Annotated in this window: 11 protein-coding genes; 9 read left to right on the top strand and 2 right to left on the bottom strand. The window is 70.3% G+C overall.

Annotated elements, in window-relative coordinates:
• The first annotated feature begins 14 nt into the window (after nt 1-14).
• From ACIQK6_RS08420 to ACIQK6_RS08405, 4 genes are all read left to right on the top strand, one after another.
• The gene (locus ACIQK6_RS08420) at nt 15-647 is read left to right on the top strand and encodes an MBL fold metallo-hydrolase (protein ID WP_329097740.1); all 633 of its coding nucleotides are present in this window, start codon (nt 15-17) and stop codon (nt 645-647) included.
• 30 nt (nt 648-677) lie between these two features.
• Nucleotides 678-1,463 carry an exodeoxyribonuclease III gene (locus ACIQK6_RS08415; protein WP_402694551.1) on the top strand — a complete coding sequence of 262 codons (786 nt, stop codon included), beginning with the start codon at nt 678-680 and terminating at the stop codon, nt 1,461-1,463.
• Between the two features lie 102 nt (nt 1,464-1,565).
• Nucleotides 1,566-2,006, top strand: a complete 441-nt coding sequence (locus tag ACIQK6_RS08410; RefSeq protein ID WP_329097737.1) for a DUF6278 family protein — start codon at nt 1,566-1,568, stop codon at nt 2,004-2,006.
• Nucleotides 2,007-2,164: 158 nt separating this feature from the next.
• A complete protein-coding gene (locus tag ACIQK6_RS08405) occupies nt 2,165-2,908 on the top strand; it encodes an amino acid ABC transporter ATP-binding protein (protein WP_329097735.1) in 744 nt (247 codons plus the stop codon).
• Between the two features lie 3 nt (nt 2,909-2,911).
• Here ACIQK6_RS08405 and ACIQK6_RS08400 read toward each other — a convergent pair whose 3' ends face one another.
• Nucleotides 2,912-4,498, bottom strand: a complete 1,587-nt coding sequence (locus ACIQK6_RS08400; protein WP_329097733.1) for a CocE/NonD family hydrolase — start codon at nt 4,496-4,498, stop codon at nt 2,912-2,914.
• A gap of 151 nt (nt 4,499-4,649) precedes the next feature.
• Nucleotides 4,650-5,819, bottom strand: a complete 1,170-nt coding sequence (locus ACIQK6_RS08395; RefSeq protein ID WP_402694669.1) for an Ig-like domain-containing protein — start codon at nt 5,817-5,819, stop codon at nt 4,650-4,652.
• 315 nt (nt 5,820-6,134) lie between these two features.
• Here ACIQK6_RS08395 and ACIQK6_RS08390 point away from each other — a divergent pair, with 315 nt between their 5' ends.
• The 5 genes from ACIQK6_RS08390 to ACIQK6_RS08370 are packed head-to-tail and all read left to right on the top strand — an operon-like array spanning nt 6,135 to nt 11,627.
• Nucleotides 6,135-7,235: a peptidoglycan bridge formation glycyltransferase FemA/FemB family protein gene (locus tag ACIQK6_RS08390; protein ID WP_329107516.1), complete on the top strand. Its 1,101-nt coding sequence runs from the start codon at nt 6,135-6,137 to the stop codon at nt 7,233-7,235.
• On the top strand, nt 7,232-8,923 hold the full coding sequence (murJ, locus tag ACIQK6_RS08385) for a murein biosynthesis integral membrane protein MurJ (RefSeq protein WP_402694550.1): 1,692 nt from the start codon (nt 7,232-7,234) through the stop codon (nt 8,921-8,923). Before ACIQK6_RS08390 ends, murJ begins: the two co-directional genes overlap by 4 nt.
• Before the next feature lie 41 nt (nt 8,924-8,964).
• Nucleotides 8,965-9,648 carry a response regulator transcription factor gene (locus tag ACIQK6_RS08380; protein ID WP_329097730.1) on the top strand — a complete coding sequence of 228 codons (684 nt, stop codon included), beginning with the start codon at nt 8,965-8,967 and terminating at the stop codon, nt 9,646-9,648.
• A 6-nt stretch (nt 9,649-9,654) separates the two neighbouring features.
• On the top strand, nt 9,655-11,100 hold the full coding sequence (locus ACIQK6_RS08375; protein ID WP_329097729.1) for a HAMP domain-containing sensor histidine kinase: 1,446 nt from the start codon (nt 9,655-9,657) through the stop codon (nt 11,098-11,100).
• A 29-nt stretch (nt 11,101-11,129) separates the two neighbouring features.
• Nucleotides 11,130-11,627 carry a hypothetical protein gene (locus ACIQK6_RS08370; RefSeq protein WP_402694549.1) on the top strand — a complete coding sequence of 166 codons (498 nt, stop codon included), beginning with the start codon at nt 11,130-11,132 and terminating at the stop codon, nt 11,625-11,627.
• Nucleotides 11,628-11,668 lie beyond the last annotated feature (41 nt).

Raw genomic sequence — 11,668 nt, 5'->3', positions numbered from 1 at the left:
GCTAGCCTGGGATCATGAAGCTCACCAAGCGGCTGCATTCCTGCGTCCAGTTGGAGAAGGACGGGCGCACGCTCGTCATCGACCCGGGCGCCTTCAGCGAACCGGACGCGGGACGGGGGGCGGACGCCCTGCTGGTCACGCACGAACACCCCGACCACTTCGAGGAGGGTCGGCTGCGGGCCGCCCTCGACGCCGATCCGGCCGTGGAACTGTGGACCCTGCGCAGTGTCGCCGAGAAGCTCGCCCCCGCCTATCCGGGCCGGGTGCACACCGTCGGTCACGGCGACGCCTTCACCGCGGCCGGGTTCGAGGTCCAGGTCCACGGGGAGCTGCACGCCGTGATCCACCCGGACATCCCGCGCGTCACGAACGTCGGCTACCTCGTCGAAGGTTCCCTCTTCCACCCCGGGGACGCGCTGACCGTGCCCGGCGTCCCCGTCGAGACCCTGATGGTCCCGGTGCACGCCCCCTGGAACAAGGTCTCCGAGGTGATCGACTACCTCCGCGAGGTCAAGCCGCGCCGGGCCCTGGACATCCACGACGCCTACCTCTCCGACATCGCCCGGCCGATCTACGACAACGCCCTGAACGCCCTCGGAGGCACCGACCACGGGCGACTCACCGCGGGGGACTCCGCCGAACTGTGACTGTCGGTGCCGGGCGGTAGGTTGGCACGTATGCGTATCGCCACCTTCAACGTCAACTCCATCACCGCCCGGCTGCCGCGCCTGCTGGCCTGGCTGGAGAGCTCCGGCACGGATGTCCTGTGCATCCAGGAGACCAAGTGCTCGGCGGAGCAGTTCCCCCACGACGCGCTGCGCGAGCTGGGCTACGAGTCGGCGGTCAATGCCACCGGCCGCTGGAACGGCGTGGCCCTGCTCTCCAAGGTCGGCCTGGAGGACGTGGTCCTCGGACTGCCCGGCGGGCCCGACTACGAGGGAGTCCAGGAGCCCCGCGCGATCTCCGCCACCTGCGGCGGGGTCCGGGTCTGGTCGGTGTACGTGCCCAACGGGCGCGAGGTCGAGCACGACCACTACGGATACAAGCTGGACTGGTTCCGCGCCCTGACCACGGCCGTGGCCGCCGATGCGGCCGGTCCGAGGCCGTTCGCGGTGCTCGGCGACTTCAACGTGGCCCCGACCGACGAGGACGTCTACGACCCGGCCGTCTTCGCGGGCCTCACCCATGTGACCCCCGCCGAGCGGGCCGCCCTGGAGGCGCTGCGCGCCGCAGGGCTCTCGGACGTGTTCCCGCGTGCGCTGAAGTACGACCGTCCCTACACCTTCTGGGACTACCGGATGCTCGCCTTCCCCAAGAACAAGGGCATGCGCATCGACCTGGTCTACGGGAACGAGTCCTTCACCAAGGCCGTCACCGACTCCTACGTCGACCGCGAGGAGCGCAAGGGCAAGGGCGCGTCCGACCATGCTCCCGTCGTCGTGGACCTGGACCTCTTCCGGTAGGCGGGTGCCGGTAGCCGGTAGCCGGTAGCCGGTGCCATCCGGGCCGACGGATCCAGGCGCGCCCTGTGGTCAGCGGCGGATCCTGGTGCGACGCTGGGCGGTATGAACATCCCTTTCCTGGGCAACTGGCTGAACCGAAGCGAAACGGAACAGGGCACGGGACTCGGCGACGCCCTCGCGGACGACCCCGAGGGCGTCGCCGAGTTGTTCTCGGAGTGCGAGATGCTGCGCGTCCAGGCGAGGGCGGCCGGACTGGAACTCGACGAGAGCCGGGACTCGTTGGAAGCCCTGGACCAGCTGATGCCGCGCTGGCGGCGGGACCCCGAGGCGGTGCCCTGGCTCGGCAACGACGCCGGCTTCTACCTCGGGACCGTGATCATCCGGACCGTTCCGGGGGCCGCGTGGCGGGTGTGGCCCAACGGCCAGCCGGTGATCCGGCTGGCCTCGGGTCGCGAGCTGAACGTGATCGAGTCGGGCCTGTCCTGGGCGATGACCGGATCCCCCGAGCTCAGCCAGGCATTCGCCGAGGCCTCCGAGGGCTGACGCCCCGGCGTGTCGCCGCCCCTCCCGTGCGAAGTGCCCTTCCGCAGCCGGATAGTTTGCGCTGACCCCGGCGCACGGCCACCGATACCGCGACCGATACCGGGGCCCGGACCGGGGCCGAAACCGATACCGACTCCGACACGTGGGCAGGGCAGCACATGACCGTAGAACCGTTGATCGAGCTGCGGGACGTCAACAAGCACTTCGGTGCGCTGCACGTACTGCGGGACATCAACCTCACCGTCGGCCGCGGGGAGGTGGTGGTGGTCATCGGCCCCTCTGGCTCCGGGAAGTCCACCCTGTGCCGGGCGATCAACCGACTGGAGACCGTCGAGTCGGGCACGATCCGGATCGACGGGGAGGCACTGCCCGCCGAGGGCAAGGAGCTGGCCCGGCTGCGCGCCGAGGTGGGGATGGTCTTCCAGTCCTTCAACCTGTTCGCGCACAAGACCGTCCTCGCCAACGTCTCGCTCGCGCAGGTCAAGGTCCGCGGCCGCAAACGGGGCGAGGCGGACCGACGCTCCCGGGAGATCCTGGAGCGGGTGGGCCTGGCCGACCAGGCCGAGAAGTTCCCGGCCCAGCTCTCCGGCGGTCAGCAGCAGCGGGTGGCGATCGCCCGCGCCCTCGCCATGGACCCCAAGGCCCTGCTCTTCGACGAGCCCACCTCCGCCCTCGACCCGGAGATGATCAACGAGGTGCTGGAGGTCATGCGGCAGCTCGCCCGCGAGGGCATGACCATGGTCGTGGTCACCCACGAGATGGGCTTCGCCCGCTCCGCCGCGAACCGCGTGGTCTTCATGGCCGACGGGCAGATCATCGAGGACCGCACCCCGGAGCAGTTCTTCACCGCCCCGGAGAGCGACCGGGCCAAGGACTTCCTCTCCAAGATCCTCAAGCACTGACGGTCACTGCTCGCGCAGCGGCACCGACACGTAGCTGGGATCGGTGCGCGGCGAGGAGAAGGTCAGTTGTGCGCCCACGGGGTTGTGCTCGATGTAGAGCGGGTCGACGGTGTCGATGACCAGGGCGAGCCGGTGGCCGGCCGGTACGTCGTAGGCGGTGGAGAACAGCTCCAGGTCCACGCCGAAGGCCCGGCCGGGAGCCTTCCCGTGAAAGGTGTACGGGGCGTTGCTGACGAGCTTGCCGATGCCGAGCGGGCCGACGTCGTAGAGGTACGCGACGAAGGTGCCGTCGCCCTTGGTGGGGGTGACGGTGGTGTGCAGCTTCGCGGTGCCGCGGATCCGGCGCGCCCCGTCGTAGCGCTGCGACTGCCAGACGGCCGCGAAGGCCCGGGGGAGGAGCGGGACGGAGGCGATCGGGGGCGCCTTCACGAACTGGTCGAGGGCGCTGGAGAGGAGGAGGACGCCACCGTTGGCTCCGGTGTCGACATTGGCGAAGAGGTGCTCGCTGTCGGAGAGCGCCAGCTCCTCGGTGCCCCCGGAGCCGACCGATTTCCAGTCGGCGTAGCCCTCGTACCCGTTGTCGCTACGGGACTTGATCTGCACCGGGGCCTCGGTGTCGATGCCGTTGTGCTCGCCCTTGAGGTAGCGGTCGAACCAGCGGTGCGCGTTGGTCCAGGTGTCGTTGGGCAGCCCCAGCAGGCCGGTGCCCTCGGCCGTGGCGTGGTCCCCGGGCCGGAACTCCAGGCGCTTGGGGCCGGTCAGCCGTTCGTAGAACTTCGCGTACTGGTTGGGCGGGAAGACGGTGTCGCCCCAGGCGTTGCCGAGCATGATCGCGGCGCCGTTGGCGTTGATCCGGTCCACCTGCTCGGAGGCCGAACGCTTCCTGCCCCACTCGATCATCTGCTGCTCCTGGTCCAGCCGGGAGCCGAGGAAGTTGCCGAGGAGCGTCTTGAGTTCGGGTCCGGGGCGGCCGGTGAGGTACCCGGCGGCGCCGAGCATCGCGGCGGCCTGGAGGTGCTGGGTGCGGCCGGAGTAGATGGATTCGATGAGGTCGGCCCAGCCGCTCATCGCGACCACGGCCTTGACGCGCGGGTCGTGCGCGGAGGCCAGCAGCGTGATGCCGGCGGCGTACGAGACCCCGCCCAGGCCGATGCGGTCCGCGTCGGCGGGGGAATGGGCGAGGGCCCAGTCGATGACGGCGCTGACGTCGGCGATGTCCGGCGGGCCGGCCACCTCGATGGTGCCGCCGGAGAGCCAGAAGCCGCGGGAGGTGTAACTGACCACGACGTAACCGGAGTCGGCGAGCTTCTTGGCCTGGGCGAGGTATTCGGTCTGCGGCAGGCCCCAGCTGGTGGGCAGCACGATCAGCGGGTAGGTCCGGCCGCTCGTGGCTCCGGCCGGGGTGAAGACGTTGCCCTTGAGGGTGATTCCGCCGGAGCCCGGGATGTCGTGGAAGCGGATCTGCGAGGAGGCGTCGGTGGCGGCCGCCACGGTGGTGGCGGGAGCCGCCTGGGCCTGGTGCGGGGCCAGGCCCAGGGCGGTTGCTGCCAGCAGGGTCGTCACGGCTGCGGCGGTGCCGGTGCGTCGCATCTCTCGCTCCTCGCGCGTACGCCGGGTCATCAAAGTGACCCGACGGTAACGGGAGCGCCTTACCGAAAGTAACCCGTGGGTAAGTTACGTGCCGGTAACGATTGGGTGATCGGGGTGGACCAGCGGCGGAGGGCCAACTGCGGTCCGGCCGTCAGCCGTTCTGCGGGGTGCCGGACAGGGCGCTCTTGGCCTTCCACTGGTCCCACGTCAGGTTCCACTCGCCGTAGCCGTTGCCGATGTCCGCGTTGCCCTTCGAGCCCTCGCCGATCACCTCGAAGGCGTCGCCGATCTGGGACTCCCCGAAGAACTCCTTGGCGTTGGCGTCGCTCATGCCCACGCAGCCGGAGCTGCTGTTGGCGCGGCCGAAGTTGCCCTCGTTCCACGGGGCGGCGTGCGCGTACATGCCGGACCAGGTGAGCCGCATCGAGTAATCGACCATCTTGTTGTAGGCGTTGTCCAGGCCCACCGTCTGGGAGTCCATCCGGATGGTGCCCTCCTTCGACATGATCACCATCTTCCCGGACCAGGAGGCCTTCTTGCCGCCGGGAGTGCCGGCCGAGATGGGGATGGTCCTGAGCGGCTGGCCGTCCTGGGTGATCGACATCTTCTTCGTGTCGAGGCTGACCTGGACCCGGCGGTCCTTGCCGATCTTGAACTCGGTGTTGTAGTCCCGGGCGAACAGTCCGCCGCCCTTGCCCGAGTCCACCCCGTTCAGCTTCATGTCGACCTTCACGTCCGTGCCGGACTTCCAGTAGCCCTTGGGCCGCCAGTCGATGCGGTCCTTGCCGTCGTAGTCCTTGATCCAGCCCCAGGAGCCCTCGGTGTTGTCCGAGGTGGTGACCTTGAGCTGCTTCTCCACCTCGGCCTTGTTCGTCACCGGGTTGTCGAAGACGAGCGACACGGGCATCGCCACGCCCACCGTGCTGCCCTTGGAGACGTTGATCGTGACCTTGTTCACCTTGTCGGCGGCGCTGGTCTTGAACTGGGCACTGGCGCTCTGGCTGTCGGTGTTCTGCGCCTCGACCTTGTACTCCGCGCCGGGCGGGGCGTTGCGCTCCGAGGTCCAGGTCTTCCCGTCGTCGGATATCTTCCCCGGCAGCTCCGCGCCCTTGGCGTCGGTCACCTTCACCTGGGCCAACTTGCCCTCGGCGACGGTCACCGTCACCGGCTGGCCCGCCTTGACCTGATCGCCCGTGAGGTTCACCGAGACGGCCATGGCCGCCTTCGGCTTCGGCTCGGTCTTGCCCTTGTCGTCGCCGCCACCGTCGCTCCCGCCCGAACAGGCGGTGAGCGAGGCGGCCAGAAGTGCGGTGCCCGCCATGGCGGTGCGGCGTATACGGCTCAACGAAGGGCCCCTTCGAGTAGTGATGGCGATGACGTCCGCAAAAGGAGATGCGAACGAGGCGACTTTAGGTTCCGCATTCGGTGGAAAAGCTCGTCCTCTCTCTTGTGACGCCGACCGCAGCGAAACGGTCATCATCCGGTCACAAACGCCGCGCAGTTCGGTCACGGTCGGCTGTGAGAGTCCTGTGAGAGACCGTCAGGACGAACAGGAAGGCTGTCGGCCGTGTGCGCACTGCTCGTGAACCCCGCCCAGCAGGACCATGACCAGGACGGGCAGCTCCGGGTACGCGCCCTGTCCGTCACCGAATACCAGACCTTCCTCCACTGGCACGGGGGTGCGAGCTTTCTCCAGTACCCGTCCTGGGCGCGGGTAAAGGACCTCTGGCGATCGGAAAGGGTCGGATGGCACTATCCGGACGGTGAGATTCAGGGAGCCGGACTCGTTCTCTACCGGCAATTCCCCGGCACGCGGAAATACTTCGCCTATCTCCCCGAAGGGCCCGTCGTCGACTGGTCCGATCCGCACGTCGACCGCTGGCTGAACCCGCTCCTGCGCCACCTGCGCGCCTCGGGCGCCTTCGCCGTCCGCATCGGACCCACCCCCGTCTACCGCCGCTGGGACGCGGCCGCGGTCAAGGCCGCGACCGGGCCCGGACGGCAGATCTCCGACGTCCTCGCGACCGAGGTCGACCCGGTGGGCGCCGCCCTCGCCGACCGGCTGCGCACCCGCGGCTGGAAGCGGTGCGGCGGCGAGGACGACGGCGACGCCCAGCCCCGCCACGTCTTCCGCGTGCCGCTGGCCGGCCGCACCCTCGACGAGGTGTGGTCGGGTCTCAACCAGGAATGGCGGCGCAACGTGCGCAAGGCCACGAAGGCCGGCGTGGAGACGGTCGTCGGCACCTTCGCCGACCTGCCCGAGTTCTACCGGCTGCTGCGCATCACCGAGGAGCGCGACGGCTTCCGCCTCGGCCGCTCCCTCGCGTACTACGAGCAGCAGTACCGGGTCCTGAACGAGGAACAGCCCGGCCGCATGCGGCTCTACCTGGGCGTCCACCGGGGCGAGATCCTCGCCGCCCACACGATGATCGCCGCCGGCAGCCGGGTCTGGTACCAGACGGGCGCCTCGGCCGACCACCGCCGCGAGGTACGGCCCAGCAACGCCTTGCAGTGGCGCATGATGTGCGACGCGCACGCCCTCGGAGCGGAGGAATACGACATGCGCGGGGTACCCTCCACCCTCGACCCCGACGAACGTTCTTTCGGACTGCTGCGCTGGAAGCTCGGTACCGGCGGGCAGGTCGTCGAAACGCTCGGAGAGTGGGAGATACCGATGGACGGAGTCGCCAACGCGGCGCTCTACAAGGCGTTCCAGGCCTACCTGGCCCGCCGGTGACGGCCACCGACACCGACACCGCCACCGGGGCGGCCGCCGCCCCGGGAGCCGCAGACACGCCGTCCGGGAAGACCTCGGTGCTGCGCAGCGGCGCGCTCATGGCCGCCGGTTCGATCGTCTCCCGCGCCACCGGTTTCATCCGCTCCGCCGTCGTCGTCGCGGCGCTGGGCACCGGACTCCTCGGCGACGGCTACGCCGTCGCCAACACGGTCCCGAACATCATCTACATCCTGCTCATCGGAGGGGCGCTCAACGCCGTCTTCGTACCCGAGCTCGTCCGGGCCGCCAAGGAGCACGCGGACGGCGGAACCGCCTACACCGACCGGCTGCTCACCGCCTGCACCGTCGCACTCGTGGCGCTCACCACCGTCGCGGTCCTCGCCGCCCCGCTGATCGTCTCGCTGTACACGGACTACGACGGCGCCCAGGCGAGCACCACCGTCGCCCTGGCCCGGTACTGCCTGCCGCAGATCCTCTGCTACGGACTCTTCACCCTGCTCGGGCAGGTGCTGAACGCCCGCGGCCGGTTCGGCGCGATGATGTGGACCCCCGTCCTCAACAACCTCGTCATCATCGGCGTCTTCGGGCTCTTCCTCGTGGTCTCCCAGAGCAGTCAAGGAGGTGCGGCCGGCCTCACCGCCGCCGAGACCCGGCTCCTGGGCCTCGGCACCACCCTCGGCATCGTCATCCAGGCCCTCGCCCTCGTCCCCTCGCTGCGCGCCGCCCGCTTCCGCTGGCGCCCCCGCTTCGACTGGCGCGGCAGCGGCCTCGGCCGCCCGCTGCGCAACGCGGGCTGGCTGGTCATGCTCGTCCTCACCAACCAGATCGCCTACTGGGTCATCACCCGGCTCTCCACCACCACCGGACAGCGCGCCGTGGAAGCCGGACTCGCGGGCGGCGCCGGCTACACCGCCTATAGCAACGCCTACCAGCTGTGGATCGTCCCGCAGGGCATCATCACCGTCTCCCTCGTGACCGCCCTGATGCCACGGATGAGCGCGGCCGCCACCGAGGGCGACCTCGCCGCCGTGCGCCGCGACGTCTCCTACGCCCTGCGCTCCAGCGCCGCCCTCGTCGTACCCGCCGCCGCGCTCTTCGTCGCCCTCGCCCCCTGGGTGATGGGCAGCGTCTTCGAGTACGGCCGCACCGGCGCCGCCGACATCGAGGTCATGGCGGGCATCCTCATCGCCTTCGCGCCCGGCCTGATCGCCTACTCCGCGCAGTACGTCCTCTCACGCGGCTTCTACGCCCTCTCCGACACCCGGACCCCCTTCTTCCTCAACCTGGTCATCGCCGCGCTCACCGCCGGACTGTCCGCCGCCGCCTACTTCCTGCTGTCCCCGCGCTGGGCCGCCACCGGCATGGCCGCGGCCTCCTCCGTCGCCTTCCTCGCGGGCGCCGCCGTCACCGCGTACGCCCTCGCCCGCCGACTCGGCCCGCGCGCGGGCACCCGTAGCGAACGGCGCACGACCGCCGTACGGACCCACCTGCGCCTGCTGGTCGCCTGCGCACCGGCGGCCGTCGTCGGGTACGCGGCAGCCCTCGCCGTCGACCGGTTCGGCAACTTCGCCGCGCTCGGGGCGGGAACCGTCGCACTGGCCCTCGTCGTCGTCCTCCTCGCCGGGCCGCTGCGCCTGACGGAGATCACCGACATGCTGAACTCCCTCTGGCGCAGGATCGGCCGATAGGGGGGAAGTAAGCCCCGCAACACCTTTGGGATACTGACCGGATGCCACGCGTACTGCTGATCGAGGACGACCCTTCCATCCGCGAGGGGGTCGGCCTCGGCCTGCGCCGCCGGGGCCACGACGTGCGTTCCGCCGAGACCGGCGAGGAAGGGTTGGCACTGATGGGCGGCTTCCGCCCCGAGCTCGTCCTGCTCGACCTGATGCTGCCGGGGATCAACGGGGTCCAGGTCTGCCGCCGCATCCGCGAAACCAGCCAGGTGCCGATCATCATGCTCACCGCCCGCGGCGACGACTTCGACGTCGTCGTCGGCCTCGAGGCCGGCGCCGACGACTACATCGTCAAACCCGCCCGCACCGAGGTCATCGAGGCCCGCATCAAAGCCGTACTGCGCCGCCTCAGCGACCCCGTCGGCACCCGCTCCGGGGTCGAGCACCACGGTGAACTGACCATCGACCGCGCCGGGCTGAGCGTCGCCAAGAACGGCGAGCGCGTGCCGCTGGCCCCCAGCGAGATCAAGCTCCTGCTGCACCTGTCGGCCTCGCCCGAGCAGGTCTTCTCCCGCCAGCAACTCCTCGAGTACGTCTGGGACCACAGCTACCACGCCGACGCCCGGCTCGTGGACGCCTGCGTGCGCCGGCTGCGCACCAAGGTCGAGGACCCCGACGCGAGCCCCCGCTACATACAGACCGTGCGCGGCTTCGGCTACCGCTTCGGTCCCCTGTAGGCGACCGTGAGACGCATCGCGCCGCTGGGCCTGCGCACCCGACTGATCGCGGCCTTCCTGCTGGTCGCCGCGATCAGCGCGGTGACCACCGCCGCCCTCACCTACCAGCAGGCGCGCAACGCGATCCTCAAGCAGACCCAGGACACCGCCATCAGCACCCTGCGGGACCAGGTCGAGCAGCAGGAGTTCCGTCTTCCGCTGGACCAGCAGGAGCTCCAGCGCATCGTCATCGAACTCGGCAAGCGCGGCAAACCCCACCCGTGGATCATCTTCGGCGAGTACGGCAGCGTGCGGGTCTCCACCAACCCCGGCACGCCGACCTCCAGCGTGATCACCGACAACCTGCGCGAGAAGGTCCGCCGCCACGACTACACCGCCTTCCAGCGGGTCGAGGACGCGCGCGGCAACCCTTGGCTCACCATCGGCGTCCCCGCCCTCTTCGAACACAACGGATCCACCGAATCCACTGGAGCCGTCTTCTACGCCAGCGTCCCGCTCTCCACCGAGAAGCAGACCGTGGAGGCCATGGTCGACGCCGCCAAGCAGGGTGCCGTCCCGGGCCTGGCCATCGCCATCGTGCCCGCGCTGCTGGCCGCCCGCAGCGTGCTGCGGCCCGTCCGCGACATGCGCCGGGCCGCCCAGCACCTCGGCCGCGGCCGCCTCGACACCCGGATCGAGGTCCGGGGCGCCGACGAGCTCGCCGGACTCGCCCGCACCTTCAACGAGACCGCACGCGCCCTGGAACAGTCCGTGCGCGAGCTTCAGGACGCGGAGATCCGCGCCCGCCGGTTCGCCTCCGACGTCTCCCACGAACTGCGCACCCCCCTCGCCGGGATGCTCGCCGTCACCGAGGTCCTCGACGAGGACGCCGAACGCCTCGACGCCGACACGGCCAAGGCCCTGCACCTGGTCAGCACCGAGACGGGCAAGCTCGCCGTCCTCGTCGAGGACCTGATGGAGATCTCCCGCTTCGACGCCCGGGCCGCCGAACTCAACCTCGACGACGTGGACATCGCCGAAGCCGTGCGCAAGACCCTGGAGCGCCGCCACTGGGTCGACGACCGCATCGTCGCCGAGCTGCCGGACCAGGTGCGCGCCCGGCTCGACCCGCGCCGCTTCGACGTCGTCCTCGCCAACCTCGTCGGCAACGCCCTGCGGCACGGCGGCGCCCCCGTGCGCATCACCGTACGGACCGCACCGGGCGAGGACGGCGAACGGCTGCTGATCGACGTCGCCGACAGCGGACCCGGCATCGCCCCCGAGGTGCTGCCGCACATCTTCGACCGCTTCTTCAAGGCCGACGCGGCCCGGACCCGTTCCGCAGGCAGCGGCCTCGGCCTCGCCATCACCCTGGAGAACGTCCGCCTGCACGGCGGAACCCTCCTCGCGGCCAACGGGCCCACCGGGGGAGCGGTCTTCACCCTCGACATGCCGCTGGAGGCCCACGCGTGACCGGGCACGGAACGAGATCCCGGGCAGCGGTGGCCACGGCCACGTTGGTCGGCTGCGCCCTGCTGCTCACCGGATGCGGGATCAAACGCAGCGGGGTGATCGACAGTGGCCACTCCGCCACCGTCAAGGTCTCCGGGGGCAAGGGCAACTTCCTCTACTTCGTGGCCAAGGACGGCGACCGACTCGCCCCGAGCCCCTTCAGCCTGGCGGAGGGCTACCGGCTCAACCCCGTGGTGCTGTTGGGGCTGCTGTTCGACGGCCCCCGCGGCCGGGCCGCCGAGGTCGGGCTCACCACGGCCCTGCCCCGGCTGTCCGCCGGACAGGAGGACCAGATGGCGGTGAGCCCGACCTCGCAGGCAGGAACGACGGTCCGGGTGCCGTTCGCCGTGGGCGACCTCTCGGACCTGGCCCGCATGCAGATCGTGTGCACCATCGGCACCGCCGTCCTGACGGACGGCCTCAGCCCCGTCATCCTGATGGGCCCCGACACCACCCTCCCGGCCGCCGACTGCGACCGCAAACGCTGACCGGCCCGGCGCACCCCCGGCCCACGGTGCCGCACCCTTGC

Origin of the sequence: Streptomyces sp. NPDC091682 (assembly GCF_044756625.1) — a bacterium.
GTDB lineage: Bacteria > Actinomycetota > Actinomycetes > Streptomycetales > Streptomycetaceae > Streptomyces.
This window is presented reverse-complemented; position numbering and strand designations above follow the sequence as displayed.

Coding starts and splice junctions, on each gene's coding strand:
- ACIQK6_RS08420 (WP_329097740.1), top strand. CDS start 15: ATGAAGCTCACCAAGCGGCTGCATTCCTGCGTCCAGTTGGAGAAGGAC.
- ACIQK6_RS08415 (WP_402694551.1), top strand. CDS start 678: ATGCGTATCGCCACCTTCAACGTCAACTCCATCACCGCCCGGCTGCCG.
- ACIQK6_RS08410 (WP_329097737.1), top strand. CDS start 1,566: ATGAACATCCCTTTCCTGGGCAACTGGCTGAACCGAAGCGAAACGGAA.
- ACIQK6_RS08405 (WP_329097735.1), top strand. CDS start 2,165: ATGACCGTAGAACCGTTGATCGAGCTGCGGGACGTCAACAAGCACTTC.
- ACIQK6_RS08400 (WP_329097733.1), bottom strand. CDS start 4,498: ATGCGACGCACCGGCACCGCCGCAGCCGTGACGACCCTGCTGGCAGCA.
- ACIQK6_RS08395 (WP_402694669.1), bottom strand. CDS start 5,819: ATGGCGGGCACCGCACTTCTGGCCGCCTCGCTCACCGCCTGTTCGGGC.
- ACIQK6_RS08380 (WP_329097730.1), top strand. CDS start 8,965: ATGCCACGCGTACTGCTGATCGAGGACGACCCTTCCATCCGCGAGGGG.